This window comes from Acetobacterium wieringae, from assembly GCF_001766835.1.
GTDB lineage: Bacteria > Bacillota > Clostridia > Eubacteriales > Eubacteriaceae > Acetobacterium > Acetobacterium wieringae.
Genome location: NZ_LKEU01000026.1, coordinates 27,629 through 50,441, shown reverse-complemented (window position 1 = coordinate 50,441; position 22,813 = coordinate 27,629). Strand labels below are relative to the sequence as shown.

Genomic DNA, 22,813 nt, shown 5'->3' with positions numbered 1-22,813 from the left:
ACTGTTAAATGCAAGAAATAATTGAATTTGATCGGGTAAAATCGATTAATATTGAAGAAGAAATGAAAACTTCCTATATTGACTACGCCATGAGTGTCATCATAGGTCGAGCCTTACCGGATGTTCGGGATGGCTTAAAACCAGTGCATCGCCGGATTATCTTTGCCATGAGTGAGCTGGGTCTGACGCCGGACAAACCCTTTCGAAAATCAGCCCGTATTGTCGGGGATGTTTTAGGTAAGTATCACCCCCATGGTGATTCATCGGTTTATGATGCGATGGTGCGGATGGCCCAGGATTGGTCGACCCGTTATTTGCTGGTCAATGGTCAGGGAAACTTTGGTTCAGTGGATGGTGACAGCCCGGCAGCAATGCGTTATACTGAAGCCAAAATGGGCAAAATTACGGTGGAAATGCTGCGGGATATCAACAAAGAAACGGTGGATTTTGGTCCTAACTTTGATGAATCAGAAAAAGAACCGATGGTTTTACCCTCAAAGTTTCCAAATTTGCTGGTTAATGGTTCCTCCGGGATTGCCGTCGGGATGGCCACCAATATTCCGCCCCATAATCTGGGTGAAATCATCGATGGTACCATGGCCTTTATTGATGACCCGGATATTAGTATTGATGAGCTGATGAAATATGTCAAAGGGCCCGATTTTCCCACTGCCGGAATTGTCCTTGGAAAATCTGGGATTAAAAGCGCTTATCGCACCGGTCGCGGCCGAATCAAAGTACGTGGCAAGGTCGACGTTGTTACCACTAAAAAAGGTAAGAAACAGATTATCATTACCGAAATTCCTTATATGGTCAATAAATCCAAGCTGGTTGAAAAAATTGCCGAGTTGGTTAAAGAGAAAAAAATTGAAGGGATTTCCGATTTAAGAGATGAGTCTGATCTTAAAAAAGGGATGTCGATCATCATTGATTTAAAACGGGATGCCAACGAAACGATCATTTTAAATCAATTATATAAACATACCCAACTCCAGGAAACCTTTGGGGTGATTATGCTGGCGTTGGTCAATAATGAGCCGAAGGTGCTGAATCTAAAAGAGATCCTCTTTCACTATATTGAGCATCAGAAAGAAATCATCACCAGACGAACGATTTTTGAACTTAAAAAAGCCGAAGCCCGAGCTCATATTTTAGAAGGTTTAAAAATTGCGCTCGATCATATTGACGAGGTGATTAAATTAATCCGAGCCGCTGCCGATGGCAAGGCTGCCAAAGAGCAATTGATTGAGCGATTTAAGCTTTCGGAAATTCAGGCTCAGGCGATTCTGGACATGCGTCTCCAGCGTTTAACCGGTCTGGAACGGGAAAAAATTGAAGAAGAATATAAAGAAATCATGTTAACCATTGCCAAATTAAAAGCCATTTTGGCCGATGGTCAACTGGTTCTTAATATTATCAAAGAAGAACTGATTGAAATCAAAGAAAAATATGGCGACAAACGACGCACATCCTTTGATATTGACGTCGAAGATTTTGAAATCGAAGATTTAATCAAAGAAGAAGAAGTGGTCATCACCATGACCCATATCGGTTATGTGAAGCGCATTACGGCTGACAATTACCGGTCACAAAAACGAGGTGGTAAAGGGATCACGGCGCTGAGCACCCGAGAAAATGATTTTGTCGAACATCTCTTTACGACCACCACCCATCATTATCTGATGTTCTTTACCAACCTGGGTAAGGTCTATCGCTTAAAAGCCTTCGAAATTCCTGAAGGCGGACGAACCGCCCGAGGCACCGCCATTGTCAACCTGCTGCCATTAGAGGAAGGTGAACAGATTGCGACGATGATTCCGGTTAAAGAGTTTACCGCTGATAAATATCTGATTATGGCCACCAAACAGGGGATTATTAAGAAAACCGATCTGACCGAATATGACACCTCCCGTAAAAATGGGATCATTGCCATTAACCTGCGCGAAGGGGATGAGCTGATTAATGTGCGTCTGGTTGAACAGGACGAAGAAATCGTCATGGGAACCCAATGTGGCTATGCGATCCGCTTTAATTCCGAAGAAGTGCGACCAATTAGTCGAACCTCCATTGGGGTTCGGGGGATTGAGCTTCGGGAAGATGACGTGGTGGTTGGTATGGATATTGTCAAAGAAGAACTCTTTGTTCTTTGTGTCAGCGAAAACGGCTATGGCAAGCTGAGTGCATCGGATCTGTATCGTCCTCAGAAACGGGGCGGCAAAGGCGTTCAAACCTACAAGGTCACCAAAAAAACCGGGGAACTGGTGGGCTTTTGCGTGATCAGTCGGGATGGCGAGATTATGATGATTAATAATCAGGGCGTTGTGATCAAACTGGAAGGTAATGATATCAGTGCCGTGGGCCGTAATACCCAGGGCGTTCGTCTGATGAAATTAAGTCCGGATGAATCCATTGCGACGATTTCCAAAGTCTACAAAGAAGATCCGGTTGATGATCTTGAAGAAGATGGAGAAAATGGAGAAAACCAGATGACACTTGTCAATTCAACTGAAAAAGAATAAATTACTCAACACCCTGTTTTGATATTAATTTAAGTAAACAGGGTGTGTTTTTTATGAATTTGAGGTTAAAAAATTGCAAACGTTGTCCAGTGTTAATGGATCGAAAAAAGTGACAAAACGTGGATGGCATGATAAAATAGATCAAAAAAAGGAGAGAACTACGGTGAAAACCATTTTGAATAAAGAAAAAAAGACCGTGCCAGTTGAAAAAGAATAATGGGCTCATTAATCCAAGTCGATCGCATTCAGGTCAGTTGTCTGGTTAAGGATCAATTTGATGCCATTGCCTTAGCAGCCAAACCACTCTTGGAAAAGGGCTGTATTACGGAGGAATTTATTGATGCCGCAATCGAAAGAGAACGGATTTTTCCAACGGGATTACCAACAAAAATCGGCGTGGCGTTGCCTCATACTGAAGCGAAATATGTATTAAAAGAAAGTATTTCAATCTTAACGCTTAAAAACACCATTGTTTTTGCAGGTATGGGTAACCCGAAAGAAAGCATCCCGGTTCAGATTGTTTTTTTACTGGCCATCAGTAATCCTGAAAAACAACTGCGTATATTACAGACAATTATTACCATCATTCAAAATGAAAAAATGCTCAAAAAAATCAGGGATGCCAAAGAACCACGGGATATCTACAATTTAATTAATACATTTTTATAAAAATGTTGTGTGATGATTTATTGTGAAAATAACCAAACAGAGAAAGAGAAACTAAATGAATATAAAAATAGCACCATCGATGCTCAGTGCAGATTTTGCCAATCTGGAACGGGATCTTAAAGAAGTTGAGAAGAGTGGCGCCGACTACCTCCATGTGGATATTATGGATGGTCACTTTGTTCCCAATATTACCATTGGGCCGGATCAGGTGGCGCAGCTGCGAAAAACGGTAGACATTCCTTTTGATGTCCATTTGATGATTAGCGAACCGCTTAAGTATATTGACCGTTTTGCTGATGCAGGAGCAGATATCATTACGGTTCACGTGGAATCGGATGGAGAGATTCAGGCGTGTATTGACGCCATTGTCAATAAGGGTATCAAACCGGGCCTGGTGGTGTCGCCCGATACCCCTTTAGAGGTGATTGAACCCTACCTTGATCAGGTCAGGATGATTCTGATTATGTGTGTTTATCCTGGTTTTGGCGGACAACGTTATCTTCCAGCCAGTACCGAAAAAATAAGAGCGTGTCGCCAAATGATTGGTGAACGAGATATAAAACTTCAGGTTGACGGCGGGATTAATTTTGATACCTTAAAAGAAGTGGTAACAGCTGGAGCCGATGTCATTGTTTCTGGATCGTGTTTATTTAAAGGCGATATGAAAGAGAATATGCGACAATTTAGAAAAATCATTCAGGGATAAATTCTAAAATTGAAAGAGGGAAGTATAATGAAACTTGTTTTAGTTGCGTGTGGAACGGCCCTGGCAACATCAACTGTAGTTGCCAAAAAAATTGAACAAATTGCTCAGGAAAATGGGATTGAATGTCAAACCGTTCAAGCCAAAGCGGTTGATGCTTTTACAAAGTATCAGGAACTGCATCCGGATGCGATTGTCTGTACTTGTCAATTAGAAGGGGACATTGATATTCCAGTGATTAATGGCCGGGCTTTTTTAACGGGAATTAATTTACAAAGTACCATTGATCAATTGATTGAGATATTAAAAAAATAGAATTGACAATTGATAATAATTTAACGTATAATATTTCTGGTTGGATCTAAAAACGAAGAGGATAACATTTTTATTGATCTGAACATCAATAGAAAAAGCCATGAAGGTTAAGTGTGATTAACTTTCATGGCTTTTTTTATTAACAGTTTAAATGGATCAGCAAATAAGGAGGGTAAAGGTATAAAAAACAATAGTTTAACCAAAGGAGTCATTTGGAAGAAGTTACTATTTTTTGCCCTGCCGCTATTGGGAACCAGCTTTATTCAGCAACTTTACAATACCGTTGATCTGATCTACGTGGGTAATTTTTTGGGTAAGGAAGCAGCCGCTGCAGTCGGTGCCAGTACCTTATTTGTCACCTGTCTGGTTGGCTTTTTTTCGGGTATGTCGGTCGGTTCCAGTGCGGTGACCGCTTATGTATTTGGTAGTGGCAAGAGACGTGAATTAAAAAAGGTGATTCATACAACCGTAGGGTTGGCTTTTATCTGTGGTCTGATCATGATGGTGATCGGACTGATTGGGGCACCCTATTTTCTTAAGATGATTAATACGCCAGATGAGATCATGGGTATGGCGGTTTCCTATGTCCGGGTATACTTTATCAGCATTATTACATTAGTCACCTATAATATGGCCGCTGGGATTATCCGGGCCCTGGGCGATTCAAAAACCACCATGCATATCCAACTGATTGGCGGTTTGGTCAATGTAGTGATGGATGCAATTTTTATTTTCCTTTTTAAAAACGGTGTAGTCGGCGTTGCCCTGGCGACTTTATTTTCGCAATCAGTGGCTGCCGGATTGGCGCTTCTTTACCTGATGCGTCTGGAGCCGGAATCCCGGCTGGAGTGGAAAAAGATTCGGATGGATGTCCAGTTGTTAAGCAAGATTTTAAAAATTGGTGTCCCCAGTGGTCTGCAAGCGTTAGTTATTACGGTGTCCAATGTTTTTGTCCAATTTCATGTCAATAGCTTGGGGATTGATTCAATTGCGGCTTTTACGGCCTATTTTAAAGTCGAACTACTAATTTATCTGCCAATTCTGGCTTTTGGTCAGGCGATTTCAACCTTTACCAGTCAAAATCTGGGAGCCAGTGAATATGAACGGGTTAAAAAAGGCACCCGGGTCTGTTTGGCCATGGGGATCGGGGTCACTGCCCTTATGAGCGCCCTGGTACTGGCTTTTGGCCGTCAGGCCTTCAGTGCCATCAACAGTGATCCGGGGGTCCTTGATTTGGGGGTTCAGATTATTTCGGTGACGGTACCGTTTTATTTTGTTTACCTGATTCTGGAAGTGCTGGGTGGCACCATTCGCGGAGCCGGTAAAGCGGTGCCCCCGATGGTGATTATTTTAACCAATATCTGTGTATTACGGACCGTGCTGCTGTTTATGATTATGGCATCCAATCAGAGTATTACCGGGATTGCCATGACCTATCCGATTACCTGGGCATCCACGGCATTGGGAATGGCGATCTATTATTTTAAAGGCGACTGGATGGGTGAATTTAAACGACTTAATGCCCTGGAGGGTTTCGAATAAACCATAAAATACAAATTTTTTCTTTCTAAAATTACTATTCTGTAAAATTTGAAGAGGTTTGTCTTAGTTCCCAAAAGAATAGTCCTTGACAGAACAAGAAGATTATGAGAAAATACGGCTAAATTAAATACACGTATATACAAGAAAGTCATGAAGACTCATTTCGATCAGAAGATCGGCTTGTTTCTTTATGGCTTTTTTTATTGTATCAGGCAAAAAAGGGGAATAATAATGGAAAACATTCTTGAAAAAGTGGAAAATTATTGGGATAAACGTTCAGAAGGTTATTCTGAGGTCAATGTGGCGGAGCTGAACAGCTACAAAATGGATGTCTGGAAAGAACTGATCAATCGTTATAAGCCAGCCGTGATTGGCCGTAAGCTTAAAGTTTTGGATATTGGCACCGGCCCGGGTTTCTTTGCCATTACAATGGCCTCCTGTGGCTATGATGTAACCGCGGTAGACTACACCGATGCCATGCTCCATAAGGCTAAACAAAATGCCGGTTATTACCGGAATCAAATCAATTTTATGCAGATGGATGCTCATCATTTAAGCTTTGCAGATAACAGTTTTGATCTGATTGTTACCCGGAACCTGACCTGGAATCTGGAACGTCCGGATGAAGCCTATAAAGAATGGCATCGGGTACTGGCGCCAGGCGGTAGGATCCTGAATTTTGATGCCAACTGGTATCTCCATCTTTATGATGGAGAAAAACGACAGGAATACTTTAACGATCGGATTAAATCGGAAGAAGCAGGGGTTAATGACCACTATATCAAGACCGATACTAAAGCGATGGAAGAAATTGCCATGAATCTGCCGCTGAGCCGAACCATGCGGCCCCAGTGGGATGCAGCAATTCTGATTAATACCGGTTTTAATAAGGTCATGGTTGAACAGGGGATTGGTGCGGTAGTCTGGGATCAGGAAGAACAGATCAATTATGCGTCCACCCCGATGTTTATGATTTTTGCCGAAAAATAAATTGCGCTAAAATAAACTGGTGAGACCGTAATTCCCAGAACGGAATTACGGTCTCGTTTTTAGATTAGATATTTTAAAAAGCTAAAAATGAGTTTATAAAGTATTTTTTATTTGACAAAAGGAGGAAGACACTTGGAAATAGTAATTGATAATCTGGTGGCAAAAAAAGGAACAAAGGTTTCCGGCTACGTGGCGGTGCCCAAAACGGAGCTTAAAATGCCGGTGACCATTATTAATGGCCAAAGTGCCGGAAAAACCGTGCTGATTACCGGCGGAGTCCATAACGCCGAATATACCGGAATCGAAACAGCGATTCGTCTGGCTCAGGAAATCACGCCAGAAACAGTAGCCGGCTGCCTGATCATCATTCATCCGGTCAATATCAGCGGATTTGAAAACCGGACGATGAGTGTGGTGGCTGAGGATGGAAAAAACCTCAACCGGATTTTTCCGGGTGATCCGGACGGCACAACCGGCGATAAGCTGGCGGCTTTTTTAACAGAAATGTTTTTTAAAAAAGCCGATCGCTTGATTGACCTTCATGCCGGGGATGGTTATGAGTCGCTGACCCCTTACGTTTATTATGTCGGTGCGGCCAAAGAGGTAGTCGTCAGTGAGTCTGAGGCCATGGCCGCGGCGGTATTGGTGCCCTATCGGGTTAAATCCTATCTGGCTACCAGTGGCGCCTATAATTATGCCGGTTCGATGGGGATTCCCGGCATTTTGATTGAACGGGGCGGCGAAGCCCGTTGGTCTGAAGATGAGATAAAAAAATACCAGGAAGATGTTAAAAATGTCTTGCGCTATCTAAAGGTTTTGGCTGAGCCGATGCGGACATCCGCAGGTAAACAGCAAGAGGTGGTGGATGCCGTTTATGAAGATGCCCAAGTCACCGGATGCTGGTACCCCAATAAAAAAGCCGGTGAGCCGTTTTTAAAAGGCGAGAACCTGGGTGTAATCAAAGATTATTTTGGCAAGGTTCTACAAACCTGCATCGCCAAATATGATGGGATCGTTCTTTATCAGGTCAGTTCGCTGACCATTCTAAAAAAGAGCCCAATGATTGCCTATGGAAAAATAAAAAATGACGAGTATCATGTAAATGGGAAATAAAAAAAGTAAAATGTAATGACAATTGATTTTAGCAGAAGGATGGTTTTAAATGAAGGATAATCACTTCAAAAAGGTGTGTGATATGATTGAACTTAAGCAACTGAAATATTTTGTGGTCTGTGCCGATGTGGGATCATTCAGTAAAGCTGCGGAAATCCTTTATACGACCCAACCCAATGTCAGCAAGGCAATCAAGGCGCTGGAAGAACATCTCGGATTTAGCCTCTTTCATCGCAAAAGTCGGGGGATTCTATTGTCATCCCGGGGGAAACACGTCTATGAGTATGCCTGCAAAGCCATTGAGAACATCGAAATGCTGTCTTCTTTTTCGCAGACGGACCGGATTGAGCAATTGCAGATCGCCAGTAATCCCAGTGCCTGGATGGCTAAGGTATTTGCCGATTTTTATAATCGCTTTCACGTCAAACAATTGCATTTTCAGCTTTATAGCGCCTCGGTGGCAGAAATCATCAAGCGTGTGGCCGGTTATCAGGATGAGCTGGGCTTTGTCTATGTGATGGACAGTCAGAATACCGCCTTTCAGTATATCTTGACCAGAAACCATTTAGAATTTGTGGAGCTTAAAAAAACCCAGGTGGTTTTGTATTTGGGTCAGAAACACCCGCTCTATCAGGCCCGCGAGATCAGTGAAGCAGAACTGAAAAAGCTTAAGCTGGTGCAGTGCTATGAAGACGAATTTGATCTCAACAATTACTGGAAAATAACCAATCCGCAAGGAAAAGATATGCCCGCTCTGGAGAGTGTGGTGGTGACCAACAGTGACTGTGTGATGATGCAGCTACTGCAAACCACTGATCTGGCTAATATCGGCAGTGGTTATATCACTGCTGATGTGGACGAGAAGGAAATCAACGGTATTCCTCTGTTCGAAAAGGAGAATGTGGTGATGTTTGGCTATATCCACAGGCGGCAAGAAGAACACAGTGAATGGGGCAAGCGGTTTCTGGAATTTATTATGGCAAATCTGGAATCGGGAGATCCCGTGAAAGGCCAAATGGAATAAGAAGGTATGCTAAATTGGAATGGCGGAATAACCCCCCATGGAGGTTGTAACACCATTTTTTAAGTGATAAAATCTTACCGGTAAATGCGCTAATGCGAGAAAGGTTATGCGTCAATGAAAAAATACGTTGGAAAACGTCTGTTACAGTTAATCCCAATCATTCTGGGCATTACCCTCTTATCCTTCACCCTGATGCAGTCAGCCGCCGGGGATGCCGTGGATGCCTTATACGACAACGCCAGTGGCGGCGTATCCGAAGAAGTCAAGGCCGAGAAAAGGCATGAACTGGGGCTCGATCAGCCCTTTCTTATTCAGTATACCAACTGGCTGGGCGGGGTATTAACCGGCGATATGGGTGTTTCTTATATTTCCAATAAACCGGTTTTTGAAACCTTTGTGTCAAAATTGCCAGCGACAATTTTTCTGACACTGACTTCGATTTTACTTACCGTCCTGATTTCGATTCCCTTTGGCGTTTTAGCGGCCGTCCGGCATAATCGTTTCACCGATTATCTGATCCGTTTTTTCAGTTTTATTGGCAATGCCTTGCCGGGTTTTTTTGTCTCGCTGCTGCTGATCTATTTTCTGGCCTTACAGCTAAAGCTGTTCCCGGTTATGGGCAATGGCAGTTTAAAGAGCATCGTTTTGCCGACGCTGACTCTGGCGATAGCCATGTCGGCCAAATACACCCGCCAGGTTCGCACCACGGTACTGGATGAGCTTAATAAGGACTATGTCATTGGGGCCCGGGCCAGGGGGATCAGGGAGCCGGTGGTGCTTTTTGCCAGTGTGTTAAAGACTGCGATGCTGACCATTGTCACCCTGCTGGCGCTGTCAATTGGGTCGTTACTGGGTGGAACGGCAATTGTTGAATCCATCTTTATGTGGGATGGGGTCGGGAAGCTGGCGGTGGATTCGATTATGATGCGGGATTACCCGATGATCCAGGCCTATGTCATCTGGATGGCGATTATTTATGTGGGTGTTAATCTGGTGACCGATATCATCTATCATTATCTGGATCCCCGGATTCGATTGGAACAGGAGGGCTGATGGAAGGAATAGAGCGTACAGCGGTTCGTGTCAGAACCCGGAAGATAAAAAAAGAGCGTACGATGACAAAGTTCTATCTTTTTCTGACATTGGTGATAATTTTATTACTGGTGGCGGCCCTGGCACCCCAGATTGTTCCCTATGATCCCTATGCTCAGGATCTGATGAAGGCCCTGCAGCCCCCCAGTCCGGAACACCCGCTGGGGACTGATCGGTATGGTCGGGATGAGTTGTCCCGGGTGATGATGGGGGGACAAACCACTATTTATTCGGCGCTTCTGCTGGTGGGGGTCATTACCGGATTTGGTACTTTAGTCGGGTTATTGTGTGGTTATCAGGGTGGTAAAATTGATTCGTTTATCATGCGGGTATCGGATGTTTTTCTGGCTTTTCCGGGAATGGTTTTTGCCATAGCTGTGGCCGGCATTTTAGGTGGCGGACTGATCAATGCGGTGGTGGCGCTGGCCTGTATTTCCTGGCCTAAATTTGCCCGATTGGCCAGAGGGCAGGTGCTGGCCATTAAAAACATGCCTTATATCGCCGCCGCCAGGCTTAGTGGTTCCGGTTCGGTCAAAATTGTTTTTAAGCATATTCTGCCCAATATAATTGGCCCGATTCTGGTCACCGCCACCTTGGATATTGGCACCATGATGATGGAGCTGGCGGGATTGTCTTTTCTGGGTCTCGGAGCGATGCCGCCGATTGCAGAGTGGGGTTCAATGATGAGCGAAGGGCGTAGCATGCTGCAGACCGCACCATGGGTAATTCTAGCACCTGGTTGTGCTATTTTTATATCAGTAACATTATTTAATTTACTGGGGGATACCGTCAGAGATGTTCTGGATCCCAAAACTAAAAGAAAAAAAGGAGTAGAAATGAAAGTAAAAAGTAAGATTCTGGCATTATTGCTGTCAACCGTACTGGTTGGCGGGATGCTGACCGGCTGTGCCGGTTCAACCAGCACGAAAAGTGCGGAAGAAAAGGTGTTTAACTACGGCACTATGGCCTATAGTGTGAGTAATTCGAATGTGGGAATGAACCCCCATGAATCCTACATTGGTTGGTCAGCCCTGCGTTATGGGGTCGGTGAAACCCTCTTTAAATTCAATGAAAAGATGGAGCTGGAGCCCTGGCTGGCCAAAGATTATGAACAGATCGATGACAACACCGTCAAAATCAATTTACGGGATGATATTACCTTCTCCAATGGCAAGAAAGTGACTGGCGAAGCCGTTAAAGCCTGTTTTGAAGATCTGATTGCTAAACATGACCGGGCGCCCAAAGATTTGCAGATTAAATCAATTAGCGCCGATGGCCAGAGTGTTACCATTGTCTCAGAAAACAAGGTGCCGGCCCTGATTAACTACCTCTGTGATCCTTATGGCTGTATTATCGATATGGAAGCTGGCGTCACCGCTGACAAAAATGTTGTTGGAACGGGTCCTTATGTGGCTAAAACCATCACTGAGACTGAAGTCAACCTGGAAGCCAATATGGACTACTGGGGCGGCAAGCCAAAGGTTGGAAAGGTTAATGTAAAAAGCATCATCGATGGCGATACTCTGACGATGGCGCTGCAAAGCGGCGAAATTGATGCGGCTCAGGGCCTGCCCTATGCCAGTCTGGAACTTTTCCAGGAAAACAAGGATTATACCATCAGTTCAACCAATACCTCCCGGGTATATCAGGCAGCTTTAAATTATAATTCAGCAGTGATTAAAGACGATGCCGTTCGTAAAGCCATGGCTATGAGTATGGATAAAGACGGCTTTACGACCGTTTTACTTCATGGCAATGGGACTCCGGCGATTGGTCCATTCCCGGCTAACCTGCCTTATGGTGGCGACAAGGTAAAGGACGCTGCTTATGACATTGAAGGTGCAAAAAAGGTGCTGGAAGCAGCAGGCTGGGTTGATACCGATGGTGATGGCATCCGCGAAAAAGATGGCCAGAAATTATCGATCAAGTGGCTGACCTACACCTCCCGTCAGGAGTTGCCGCTACTGGCCGAATCGGTTCAGGCCACCTATAAACAAGCCGGGATTGATGTACAGGTCAACGCCACCGATTCCTACAAGGATTTCCTGAAAGCCGGCGATTATGATGTTTTTGCCAACGCCTTTGTAACTGCGCCCACCGGAGATCCCCAGTATTATTTCACCACCCATGTGGTTGATAATTCTGACTACAACCGGGGACATTACCATAGCGACAAGGTGGAAGCCCTGGTTGCCCAGCTGCGAAGCGAATTTGACACCGAAAAACGGGCAACGCTGGCGGTTTCAATTGCCCAGCAAGTTCTTGATGACAATGCTTATATCTACGCCTCTCATTTAAAAATGTCTTTTGTGATGAAAAAGGGGGTAACCGGCTTTACCGCTCACCCATCAGACTATTATGAAATCACAGCCGATCTGGACATTAACGAATAAGTCGTCCCGATCAGAAGAGAGGGTTTATGCAACAACCATTACTGGAATTTAAAAATGTTGAAATATCCTATGATGGGGAGCCGATGGTTCGGGGGATCAACTTAACCATGCAACCGGGTGAAATCCTCGGGATTGTCGGCGAGTCCGGCAGTGGCAAAAGCACCCTGATCAAGGCGGCCATGGGTCTTCTGGGCCCGGATGGATTGGTCAATCGGGGCGAGATCGTATATAAGGGGAAGCCGGTTCTTGATCTTGATGATGAAGCATTGCGGATGCTGCGGGGACCAGAAATGGGGATGATTTTTCAGAACTGTGGCAGTGCCCTGTGTCCAATCCGGACCATTGGCGAGCAGCTTTATGAAACCATGGCCCAGCATGGCATCAGTGACCGCCGGCTGGTTCGGGAAAAAGCCACAGCTCTGTTTAAGAAGATTCATTTATATGACACTGAGCGGATTTTAAAGAGCTATCCCTTTGAATTATCCGGCGGGATGAATCAACGGGTCGGGATTGTCATGGCAATGCTGCTGGAACCGGAGCTGCTCTTTGCCGATGAGCCGACCTCGGCGCTGGACGTCACCGTCCAGGCCCAGGTGGTCCGGGAACTGATGGCGATGCGGGAAGCATTTGGAACCGGAATTGTGGTGGTGACCCATAATATTGGGGTGGTGTCATTTATGGCCGATACCGTGGCGGTGATGTGCAAGGGTAAGCTGGTTGAATATGGCAAAGCCCGGGAGGTCATTGATCATCCTCAGCAGGATTACACCCGCCAGCTGATTGCGGCCATGCCCCGGATAAAAAGGTGAAATGTGATGACGATTTTAGCAGTCAACAATTTAAAAAAAACCTATACCAAAGGAAAAACCACCATTTGTGCGGTTGATGAGATTAGCTTCCATGTCGAAAAAGGCGAATGTCTGGCCCTGGTGGGCGAAAGCGGCAGCGGTAAAAGCACGGTTGCCAAGCTGATCACCGGACTGGAATCGTTGGATGGCGGTGAGATTGTTCTGGATGGCAAAACACTTAAAAACCCTAAGGGAAAAGAACTGAAACGGCTTTACCATCTGGTTCAGATGGTCTTTCAGATGCCGGTGGATTCCTTTAATCCCCGGATTCGGCTGGGGGAAAGTGTCATGGAAGGGCTGATCAATCAGGGTATGGGGCGTCGGGAGGCTAAAAATAAAGCCATTGACTATCTGGAAATCTGCGGCCTTGGCCCGGAATTTGTTAGCCGTTATCCCAGTGAGGTCAGCGGTGGCGAGTGTCAGCGGGCCTCAATTGCCCGGGCACTTGCCCGGCAACCCCAACTGCTCATCTGTGATGAAGCGACCAGCGCCCTGGATGTAACCGTGCAGTCTCAGATTATGGCACTCCTAACACAATTGCGAAAAGATCAGGGGATGTCGCAACTGATGATCTGTCATGATCTGGCCCTGGTGCAGCAATGCTGCGACCGGGTGCTGGTAATGCATCAGGGGCGGGTGGTGGAAGCCGGTACCCCGGATGAGGTGATTGCCAATCCCCGGGAAGCCTATACAAAAAAACTGATCGATTCGATTCTGTAAAATATGAAAGGGCATCTCCCCTTGGGTGGTGTCCTTTTTCTATATCTGTTATAATGGGTTAAACAGATATAGAAAATGAGGTGAACGGAGATGCATAAACATCAGGAAGAATGGAATGATGCCGGACATGATAGTAGCCACGGCGGAGATCACCATCATCATCATGAACATACCCAAACCAAATCCGTGTTGAATCGCCTTTCCCGGGCTGCGGGTCATCTTGAATCGGTGAAAAAAATGGTCGAATCGGGAAGAGACTGTAGCGAGGTGCTGATCCAGTTGTCAGCGGTGAAATCGGCCATTAATAACGTTGGCAAAATTATTTTACAGGATCATATTGAGCATTGTATCGTTGATGCGGTGGAAAATAACGACGAAAAGGCTTTGGCAGAACTCAGAAAAGCAATTGACCGCTTTATGAAATAATGGCTGTGGCTAAAAACCGGGTAAAACGCGATTGGCATGGAACGATATTCCAAAACAGAATATCATTTCCACAAAAGAGACTTGCATAGGTGGTTTAAGCATGTTAAAATGGCAAACAGAAACAATGAAAGACACCTGATTGTGGCATTGTTTCTGTTTTTTAGTGTTTTTTAAAACACCGACAACGAATTAAATATTAATAAAACAGGTGCCGGCAGTAACGAAGGGTTACAGGCCGGTGAAAAGGGAAGAGGGGTGAAAGTCCCCCGCGGTCCCGCCGCTGTAAAAGAAGAGTTCCTCCAGGAATGCCACCAGAAATGGGAAGGCAGGAGGTAATGTTGACGCTTGAGCCAGAAGACCTGCCTGCTTTAATTACTCAGACTCTACGTGCGATAGAGGAGGTGTTTTTTTTGCAGGCTTTTTGCGACCTCACTATCTTTTTGGAGATGGTGAGGTTTTTTTATGGAAAAAAGCATCAATATTGCCACAGTGAAGTCTTACATTGTGATAGAGCGGGGTTTCTTTACCAGAATGTGCAATGGTAAAAGCCGAGCAAATCAAATAAATAAGTATTTTTTGAGGAGAAAAAGAAAATGAAATTGAAAAAGGGTTTAGCGGTGGTAATGACCGCCGTGTTGTGTGCCGGAATGTTTGCCGGTTGCTCAGGAGCATCAGCTAAAAGTGATGTGTCGACTAAAGAAGCTTTAAATTACGCCTGCACCAAGGATATTCGGGATATCAACCCGCATTTGTATTCGGGTGAAATGTCAGCTCAGAACATGGTGTTTGAAGGCCTGACCAAGAATGAAGGCGGAGAAGTGAAGCCAGCTCTGGCCGAAAGCTGGGAAATTTCAGCAGATGGTCTGGAATACACCTTTCATTTAAGAGAAGGGGTCACCTTTACCGATGGTGCGCCGTTTAATGCCGCCGCAGTCAAGCTGAATATGGATGCCATTCTTGGTAATGCTGAACGCCATTCCTGGTTGGATATGGTTAATGAGATCAAGGAAAATGTGGTGGTCGATGAACACACCTTCAAATTGGTGTTAAAGCATCCCTACTATCCAACCCTGGTGGAATTGGGACTGACTCGACCCTTCCGCTTTATTTCCCCCAACTGTTTTGTCAATGGCACCACCAAAGAAGGGGTTAGCGGCTATATCGGAACCGGCCCCTGGGTGTTATCGGAGCATGTCGACAATCAGTATGCCACCTTTACGCAGAATGAAACTTATTGGGGTGACAAAACTAAAATTAAAACCATTAACTGGAAGGTCATGCCAGATTCCCAGACGATCCTGTTAGCTTTGCAAAACGGCGAGGTCGATTTACTTTTCGGAGCCGATGGTGATCAGGTTGATCTAGATTCCTATAAGAAGTTGGAAGATGAAGGAGCCTACAAAACCTATATAAGTGAGCCGGTCGCTTCACGAGCGATTCTTATCAATAGTAATTCACCGATTACCAAAGATATTAAAGTTCGAGAAGCCATTGAATATGCCGTAAACAAGGAAAACATCATTCAGGGAATTTTAAATAACTCGGAGGATCAGGCCGATACGCTACTGTCTAAAGATGTTCCCTACTGTGATATCGATTTTAAAACCATCGCCTATAATCAGGAAAAAGCCCAACAGCTGCTCGATGAAGCCGGTTGGAAACCAGGAAGTGATGGGGTTCGGGAAAAGGATGGTCAGAAATGTGAGATTATCCTTTCCTATAATTCCAAGAACGCCCAGGAAGGTACCATTGCCACCTCCATTCAGGCCGATCTGGCAGCCGTAGGCATCAAGATGAATATTCTTGGGGAAGAAAAACAGGCCTTCCTGGATCGTCAGAAAACCGGGGATTTTGATCTGCAGTATTCGCTGTCATGGGGAACCCCTTATGATCCCCAATCCTATGTTTCATCCTGGAGAATTCCGGCGCACGGGGATTATCAGGCTCAGGTTGGATTGGAAAAAAAGCAGTGGCTGGATGAAACCATCACGAAGATTATGATCGAATCAGACGACAGCAAGCGGGCCGATATGTATAAAGAGGTACTGACCTATATTAATGATCAATATGTCTATGTCCCGATCTCCTATTCAAAAACCAAGGCAGTGGGAATCAAGGGACTTGAAGGGGTAAGCTTTAACGATTCGCAATATGAAATCCCCTTCGAAAAAATGTACTTTTCCAATTAATCACCAATTTTGATTATCGAAAACAAAAGGGAGTAAGACCATGAAGCAATACTTCGTCAAAAGGCTCCTGTGGATGATTCCGATTTTGATCGGAATCTCCTTTTTTGCCTTTATACTGATTAATTTAAGCCCCAGTGATCCCGCTGAGGTGGCAATCCGGGTCAATGAGATCACCCCAACGGCTGAAAATGTCGCCCAGATGCGGGAGCAACTCGGTCTCGATGATCCCTTCTTAACCCGCTACGCTACCTGGCTGGGCAATGCCCTGCAGGGTGATTTTGGTCACAGTTATGTCAATAATAAACCGGTAGCACAGGAAATTGCCAAGGCTCTGCCGCCAACGCTCTATCTGGCTGGGGTATCCTTAATGATCATTGTGGTTGTTTCAGTGGGGGTTGGGGTTTTATGTGCGGTAAAGGAAGATAGCCTGACAGATAAGGCCTTACGGGGAATTGTCTTTGTGGGAACCGCCATCCCCGGTTTTTGGGCCGGGATCCTCTTGATGTGGCTTTTTGCCGTTAAGCTCAAATGGCTGCCAACCAGCGGGATGACGGCTCCGGGCGCTGTCATTTTACCGGCGGTAACCCTGGCGCTGGGGTATATTTCCACCTATGTCCGGCTGATCCGCAACACTATGATTCAGAACAAGCGGGAAAATTATGTGCTGTATGGCCGGGTTCGGGGTCTATCAGAGAAGACCATCACCCGGCATGTTTTTAAAAACTCACTGCAAACTTCGCTAACCGCTTTGGGGATGTCAATTCCGAAGTTGATTGCTGGAACCGTGGTGATTGAAAATATTTTTGCCTGGCCGGGTATCGGTAGGCTTTGTGTGACCGCTATTTTTAATCGGGACTTTCCGATGATTCAAGCCTATGTCCTGATTATGGCGGTGTTGTTTGTTTTTTGTAATTTACTGGTCGATATGGGATCGGTCTGGATTGATCCCCGCAGAAGGGAGGCCTGAGATGGTCGGTTTTTTTAAACGTTTCCGAAACGATACCCTGGCAATGTCCGTCAGCTTTTTTCTGGGGACGGTGATTCTGCTAGCTGTTCTGGCACCCCTGGTTGCGCCCTATGATCCGACTGCCCAGAACATTATCAATAAATTTCAGGGGCCGTCGCTGGCTCATTGGTTTGGAACCGATCAACTGGGTCGGGACGTCTTTTCCCGGATTTTATATGGTGGCCGGGTCACCATTCTGGTCTCGCTCATGACCATGGCGGTAACGATTTTAATCGGCACGGTGCTGGGGGTGCTTGCCGGTTATTTCCGGGGCCGGCTTGATGATGTGATAATGCGGATTTGTGATATCATGCTGTCTTTTCCCAGTGAGGTGCTGATTCTGGCCATTGTGGGAATCCTCGGAACCGGAATCGCCAATATTGTTCTGGCCACGGTGATTGCCAAATGGGCCTGGTATGTGCGGATGATCCGGGCAATCATCATTCAGTTTATGGATAGTAACTATATCCGATTTGCCAAGGTATCCGGCTGTTCAACCGGACACATCATCAGAAAACATCTGTTGGTTGGAGCGCTGGGGGAGATTGCGGTGCTGGCGACACTGGATACCGCAGGAACAATTCTCAATATATCAGCCCTGTCCTTTCTGGGACTGGGGGTGCAGCCGCCCACCGCCGAGTGGGGGATGATGCTCAACGAAGCCAAAAATGTGATGACCACCAATCCTGGCCAGATGCTGGCGCCGGGCGTGGCGATTTTTATGGTGGTGGCAGCCTTTAATTTTTTGGGTGACAGTATTCAGGAAGCGATGAATCCCAAGATCGACAAGGTCTTTAAAACCAGGCGATCATTGTTTGGGGCGATGTTTGGGCGCAAAAAGGCGGTGATCGAATGAGTGTAATTCTTGAGGTGAATAATTTGCGGGTAACTGATTCGCGGGATCAGGATGAAATCATTCATGATATCAGTTTTTCAGTGGCCAAAAACTCTTGTCTGGGAATTGTCGGGGAAAGTGGCAGTGGTAAATCGATGATCACCCGGGCCCTGTTGGGAATCACCAACCCCTGGTTAAAACACCAGGGAAAGGCCGTTTTTAAAACGTCCGGTGAAGCCATTGATTTGCTCAGACAAAACGAAGATACCCTGCGGGAAATCCGCGGAAAACAGATTGCCATGATTCTCCAGGATGCCATGTCGGCCTTTGATCCGATCACCAGAATCGGCGATCAGATGGCCGAAACCTTTGTCGAGAATAAGGGGCTAACAAAAAAGCAGAGTATGAACCTGGCGAAAGAGGCCCTGGCGGTGATGAATATTCGGGAACCGGATCAGGTAATAAAAAAGTATTCCCACCAATTATCCGGCGGGATGCTGCAGCGTTGCATGATTGCCACCGCCCTGGCAATGGAGCCGGAGTTGATTATTGCCGATGAGCCGACCACCGCCCTGGATTCGATTAATCAGGGACAGGTTGTGGAGGAGTTTTTAATCATCCGCCAGAAAATTGGCACCGCCCTGATTTTTATTTCCCATGATCTGGGGGTGGTTAAGCATCTTTCCGATCAACTACTGGTGATGAAAGATGGGGTAGCGGTGGAATATGGCGACGCTGTTGACATTTTTAAAAATCCCCGGCATGCTTACACCCGATATCTGATTGATACCCGACTGGAATTGACACACGCTTTTCAGAGGGCGATGAAAAAAGGAGACCACCATGGCTAATCTGCTGGAAATAAAGGATTTGGAAAAAAGCTATCTGCAGGTAGGAACAAATTTTAAGGGAGCCCGGAATAAAATCCTCAATGGTGTTAATTTAAGCATCACTGCTGGCTCCTGTGTTGGCCTGATTGGTGAAAGCGGCAGTGGCAAAAGCACCCTGGCCCGGCTGGTGATGGGGCTGGAAAAGCCGGAGAAAGGCAGTATTTTATTTGAAGGGCTGCCAGTCAGACAGTGGCTTAAAAATAATAAGGGAAAAATGTCGGTGGTATTCCAGGATTATACCGCTTCGGTCAATCCCCGCTACACCGTAACAGAAGCAATAGCTGAACCGCTTTGTGCCAGTGGTGCAGAAAAATATTTGGATTGGCACATTGAGCAACTGCTGGTGAGGGTAGGGCTGGAGCCAGAGGTCAAAAACCGATACCCCCATGAACTCAGCGGTGGGCAGCTGCAACGGGTCTGTATTGCCCGAGCCATTGCCACGAAACCCCGCTTTATTGTGCTGGATGAAGCCATCAGTTCACTGGATGTATCGGTTCAGGCCCAGATTTTAAAGCTGCTTCATCAACTGCGGGTAGAGATGAACATCACCTATCTCTTTGTGGCCCACGATCTGCAGGCGGTGGCCCATCTTTGTGATACGATTGCTTTTTTGTATCAGGGGCAAATTGTCGAAGAAGTAGAAAGTGGGGAATTGGCCCGGGTCAACAATCACTATGCCAGAGCTTTGCTGGCATCGGATATTCCGTTTGAGGTTTAGATAAAACCGGAACGCCTGCGTAAAAAATAGCATTAAAAAGGCGTTCCGGTTTATATATTGACAAAAGCAGGGATATTGTTGTAAAATAACACTGTTAAAAGGGAGTAGTTGTTATACAAAGTCAACATACTGGTGACGATGGTCGCCTGGCTTTGTAGCCGATTCCGGTAACGAGACTTTTAGCATAGTCCATTTTGTGGTGGGTTATGCTAGGAGTCTTTTTATTTTGGGATGCTTTCAAATTACAAAACAGGAAGGAATACAAATGTACACAGGATTTATTGCTTTTTTAGTAGCGGTAGGAGCCGTGGTGCTGGCTGAAATGGGAGATAAAACCCAGTTGTTGGCGATGGCCTTTGCTACCAAGTATCAGGCCGGGAAGGTGATGCTCGGAGTCTTTATTGCCACCGTCTTTAACCACGCCCTGGCGGTAGCCGTGGGAAACTATATCACCCGCTTTGATGGTGCCCAGATCTGGATTCAGGGGATTGCGTCATTGTCCTTTATCTTTTTTGGACTCTGGACGATTCGGGGGGATAAACTGGATGGCGAAGAGAACCGGACCACCCGCTTTGGTCCGGTGATTACCGTGGCGGTGGCTTTCTTTATCGCCGAAATGGGCGATAAAACTCAGCTGGCAACCATTGCCCTGGCCACCAAATTTCCCGAAAATGCTCTTGGCGTGTTGATCGGAACCACCACCGGAATGCTGATTGCCGATGCCATCGGGATTATCATCGGGGTGGTACTCTGTAAAAAAATACCCGAGCGGACGGTCAAACTGGTATCCGCCGGAGCTTTTATGCTGTTCGGTTTTATTGGTACCTATCAGGTAGCCACCCAGCAGTTGCAGTTAGGGATGACAACAGTGCTGCTCTTGATGTTGGTCTTGATTATTCTAACAGCCGGGGCATCCTATTATCTAATTAAAAAGGAAAAGGAAGCAGGGCATTCGGATACGTATCCGTCATGTCCAGTGGATCAGACAAAAAAACGATCAGACGACAAATAAAAAGCAGGTAAGACTGTAGCGGTCTTACCTGCTTTTTATTATTGTTGAATGACATAAGCGCAAATACCCGGGGCTAAAGCCAACACAATTATTTTTATTGAAGTCCCAGACCGGCGACAATCTCATCAATACCGGTGAGAATATAGTTGGGACGGTAGGGGAATTGCTTAACCGTGTCCCGGGTTGACACGCCACTAAGGACCAGGAAGGTCGTCAAACCCGATTCAATACCAGCAATAATATCGGTATCCATCCGGTCACCGATAATCAGGGCATCATCACTGTGAACGCCCAGCCGTTTGATACCGGTACGCATCATCAGTGGATTGGGTTTACCGACGTAGTAGGCTTCTTTACCGGTGGCCAGTTCAATCGGTGCCACCAAGGCCCGACAGGCTGGTACAATGCCTTCTTCGGTGGGGCCAGTTAAGTCCGGATTGGTGGCGATTAGTTTGGCACCTTTTTGAATCAATTTGACTGCCCGCATCACGGATTCGTAATTATATGAGCGGGTTTCGCCGAAAACGACATAGTCCGGATCGACATCATTCATGGTAATTTCGACATCATATAGGGCATTAACCAGACCCGGTTCACCAATGACATAAGCCGAACAGCCGGGGGACTGATCTTTAAGGAATTTAGCAGTGGCCAGGGCACTGGTATAAAAATGGCTTTCATCAATTTCCAGACCCAGTCGGGCTAGTTTTTCTTTTAGTTCAATGGGTGAACGTTCGCTGGAATTTGTTAAAAAGAGGAAGTTCTTATCTTCAGCATAAAGCCAGTTGACAAACTCCTTGACTCCCGGCAATAGTCTGTTACCATGGTAGATGACACCATCCATATCGCAAATAAAGCCTTTTTTATCTTTAATTAATGCTAATAACTCTTCATTCATTTTATTACCTCCGATTAATTTTCACTTATTTACAATATTATACCCCAACAAAACCGGGTTCGTCTTAAAAATTTGGCAATTTTATGTAAAAAACTGAAAATATATGTAAAAAGATCATTAAAAATAAGCATGGCAAAATTTTTTCGTCTTCGCATAGGTATTTGCACGATCAGCTGTGATAAACTGCAATAAAAGAAAAATACGATACCAGAGAAGCGAGGGGATATAAAATGGAGACAATCTTAAATAATTATGATGATATGCGGGTGATGCGAATGATTAAAAAACAGTTGATCTCTTGTGAGTCAAACCTGGAACTGCTCCGTAAAGAGTACGAGGAAAAAGACGATCAGCTGTTAGCCTTGGGAATTAAGAAAGAAGTGACCAATCGTCCGGTTGACGAAGCAGAAGTAGCGGAATTAACAGTTCGGCTGGAAGCCTTAAAAAAAGAAATTCAGGAAATTGAAGAAGATAAGAGTAAAATGGCGGCCTACAACGCCTATACCCGCCGTTAGACAGAAGCGGTTAAAAAACAGATCTTGACTTTAGTGGGCTGATGTAATAAAATCAAAACAGAATAAATAAAGCACAAAATGGGGTACACCACCGAAAGGGTGTAATCGCATTTTGTGCTTTTTTTGCGTCTGCAACAGCAAAGGAGGAAGTGAGATGCGTGTCAATGGAAAAGAAATGACCCTGGTTAACAATCAGAGTCTGTTACAGTTTTTAGAAATCAATGGATTTGATGTGGCTACTCTGGCTGTCGCCAGAAATGGTGAAATCGTTCCGAAATCGAGCTATGATGCGGTGCTGCTTTGTGAAACGGATACCCTGGAAGTGGTACGTTTCGTTGGCGGTGGGTGATGGTAAGTAGCCGACTAAAGATCACCATGAACGAACAGGGCTTAAAA

22 protein-coding genes and 1 riboswitch are annotated in these 22,813 nt (G+C 45.5%); of the genes, 21 read left to right on the top strand and 1 reads right to left on the bottom strand.

The annotated features are described in order from the left end of the window. Positions 1–17 precede the first annotated feature (17 nt). The 19 genes from gyrA (at position 18) to ACWI_RS06535 (ending at position 21,004) form a co-directional block, all read left to right on the top strand. On the top strand, positions 18–2,519 hold the full coding sequence (gene gyrA / locus ACWI_RS06625) for a DNA gyrase subunit A (protein ID WP_175440913.1): 2,502 nt from the start codon (positions 18–20) through the stop codon (positions 2,517–2,519). 216 nt (positions 2,520–2,735) lie between these two features. Further along, positions 2,736–3,188, top strand: a complete 453-nt coding sequence (locus ACWI_RS06620) for a PTS sugar transporter subunit IIA (protein ID WP_070370643.1) — start codon at positions 2,736–2,738, stop codon at positions 3,186–3,188. Between the two features lie 55 nt (positions 3,189–3,243). Beyond that, entirely contained in the window at positions 3,244–3,894 is a 651-nt protein-coding gene (rpe, locus tag ACWI_RS06615) for a ribulose-phosphate 3-epimerase (protein ID WP_070370642.1), read from the top strand. 27 nt (positions 3,895–3,921) lie between these two features. Then, positions 3,922–4,206 carry a PTS sugar transporter subunit IIB gene (locus tag ACWI_RS06610; protein WP_070370641.1) on the top strand — a complete coding sequence of 95 codons (285 nt, stop codon included), beginning with the start codon at positions 3,922–3,924 and terminating at the stop codon, positions 4,204–4,206. Between the two features lie 126 nt (positions 4,207–4,332). After that, positions 4,333–5,748, top strand: coding sequence for an MATE family efflux transporter (locus ACWI_RS06605; protein WP_070370640.1), 1,416 nt, complete (start codon positions 4,333–4,335; stop codon positions 5,746–5,748). Between the two features lie 231 nt (positions 5,749–5,979). Continuing rightward, on the top strand, positions 5,980–6,738 hold the full coding sequence (locus ACWI_RS06600; RefSeq protein ID WP_070370639.1) for a class I SAM-dependent methyltransferase: 759 nt from the start codon (positions 5,980–5,982) through the stop codon (positions 6,736–6,738). Positions 6,739–6,870: 132 nt separating this feature from the next. Beyond that, the gene (locus ACWI_RS06595) at positions 6,871–7,851 is read left to right on the top strand and encodes a M14 family metallopeptidase (RefSeq protein ID WP_070370638.1); all 981 of its coding nucleotides are present in this window, start codon (positions 6,871–6,873) and stop codon (positions 7,849–7,851) included. A 49-nt stretch (positions 7,852–7,900) separates the two neighbouring features. Next, positions 7,901–8,875 carry a LysR family transcriptional regulator gene (locus ACWI_RS06590; RefSeq protein ID WP_084633542.1) on the top strand — a complete coding sequence of 325 codons (975 nt, stop codon included), beginning with the start codon at positions 7,901–7,903 and terminating at the stop codon, positions 8,873–8,875. 114 nt (positions 8,876–8,989) lie between these two features. Then, positions 8,990–9,928 carry a nickel ABC transporter permease gene (nikB, locus tag ACWI_RS06585; RefSeq protein WP_070370637.1) on the top strand — a complete coding sequence of 313 codons (939 nt, stop codon included), beginning with the start codon at positions 8,990–8,992 and terminating at the stop codon, positions 9,926–9,928. Continuing rightward, on the top strand, positions 9,928–12,360 hold the full coding sequence (gene nikC, locus ACWI_RS19520; RefSeq protein ID WP_084633541.1) for a nickel transporter permease: 2,433 nt from the start codon (positions 9,928–9,930) through the stop codon (positions 12,358–12,360). The genes nikB and nikC overlap by 1 nt, the downstream gene beginning before the upstream one ends. A 26-nt stretch (positions 12,361–12,386) precedes the next feature. Continuing rightward, the gene (locus ACWI_RS06575) at positions 12,387–13,169 is read left to right on the top strand and encodes an ABC transporter ATP-binding protein (RefSeq protein WP_070370636.1); all 783 of its coding nucleotides are present in this window, start codon (positions 12,387–12,389) and stop codon (positions 13,167–13,169) included. Between the two features lie 6 nt (positions 13,170–13,175). After that, positions 13,176–13,928 (top strand): ABC transporter ATP-binding protein, encoded by a 753-nt coding sequence (locus ACWI_RS06570; RefSeq protein WP_070370635.1) that lies wholly within the window; start codon positions 13,176–13,178, stop codon positions 13,926–13,928. 90 nt (positions 13,929–14,018) lie between these two features. Then, the gene (locus ACWI_RS06565) at positions 14,019–14,354 is read left to right on the top strand and encodes a metal-sensing transcriptional repressor (protein WP_070370634.1); all 336 of its coding nucleotides are present in this window, start codon (positions 14,019–14,021) and stop codon (positions 14,352–14,354) included. Between the two features lie 189 nt (positions 14,355–14,543). After that, positions 14,544–14,735: riboswitch (cobalamin riboswitch) on the top strand. A 212-nt stretch (positions 14,736–14,947) separates the two neighbouring features. Next, the gene (nikA, locus tag ACWI_RS06560; protein WP_070370633.1) at positions 14,948–16,543 is read left to right on the top strand and encodes a nickel ABC transporter substrate-binding protein; all 1,596 of its coding nucleotides are present in this window, start codon (positions 14,948–14,950) and stop codon (positions 16,541–16,543) included. 40 nt (positions 16,544–16,583) lie between these two features. After that, the gene (gene opp1B, locus ACWI_RS06555) at positions 16,584–17,510 is read left to right on the top strand and encodes a nickel/cobalt ABC transporter permease (RefSeq protein ID WP_070370632.1); all 927 of its coding nucleotides are present in this window, start codon (positions 16,584–16,586) and stop codon (positions 17,508–17,510) included. A gap of 1 nt (position 17,511) precedes the next feature. Continuing rightward, positions 17,512–18,405, top strand: a complete 894-nt coding sequence (gene opp1C / locus ACWI_RS06550; RefSeq protein WP_070370631.1) for a nickel/cobalt ABC transporter permease — start codon at positions 17,512–17,514, stop codon at positions 18,403–18,405. Then, complete coding sequence (locus tag ACWI_RS06545) at positions 18,402–19,235, top strand: ABC transporter ATP-binding protein (protein ID WP_070370630.1); 834 nt, start codon at positions 18,402–18,404, stop codon at positions 19,233–19,235. The genes opp1C and ACWI_RS06545 overlap by 4 nt, the downstream gene beginning before the upstream one ends. Next, positions 19,228–19,992 carry an ABC transporter ATP-binding protein gene (locus ACWI_RS06540; protein ID WP_070370629.1) on the top strand — a complete coding sequence of 255 codons (765 nt, stop codon included), beginning with the start codon at positions 19,228–19,230 and terminating at the stop codon, positions 19,990–19,992. The genes ACWI_RS06545 and ACWI_RS06540 overlap by 8 nt, the downstream gene beginning before the upstream one ends. Before the next feature lie 265 nt (positions 19,993–20,257). Then, on the top strand, positions 20,258–21,004 hold the full coding sequence (locus ACWI_RS06535) for a TMEM165/GDT1 family protein (RefSeq protein ID WP_070370628.1): 747 nt from the start codon (positions 20,258–20,260) through the stop codon (positions 21,002–21,004). 94 nt (positions 21,005–21,098) lie between these two features. On the opposite strand, the gene ACWI_RS06530 is transcribed toward ACWI_RS06535, so the two are convergent. After that, entirely contained in the window at positions 21,099–21,902 is an 804-nt protein-coding gene (locus tag ACWI_RS06530; RefSeq protein WP_070370627.1) for an HAD-IIA family hydrolase, read from the bottom strand. 230 nt (positions 21,903–22,132) lie between these two features. Here ACWI_RS06530 and ACWI_RS06525 point away from each other — a divergent pair, with 230 nt between their 5' ends. Together ACWI_RS06525 and thiS are read left to right on the top strand one after the other, a co-directional pair. Beyond that, positions 22,133–22,417 carry a hypothetical protein gene (locus ACWI_RS06525; protein WP_070370626.1) on the top strand — a complete coding sequence of 95 codons (285 nt, stop codon included), beginning with the start codon at positions 22,133–22,135 and terminating at the stop codon, positions 22,415–22,417. Between the two features lie 154 nt (positions 22,418–22,571). Continuing rightward, positions 22,572–22,766, top strand: a complete 195-nt coding sequence (gene thiS / locus ACWI_RS06520) for a sulfur carrier protein ThiS (RefSeq protein WP_070370625.1) — start codon at positions 22,572–22,574, stop codon at positions 22,764–22,766. Positions 22,767–22,813 lie beyond the last annotated feature (47 nt).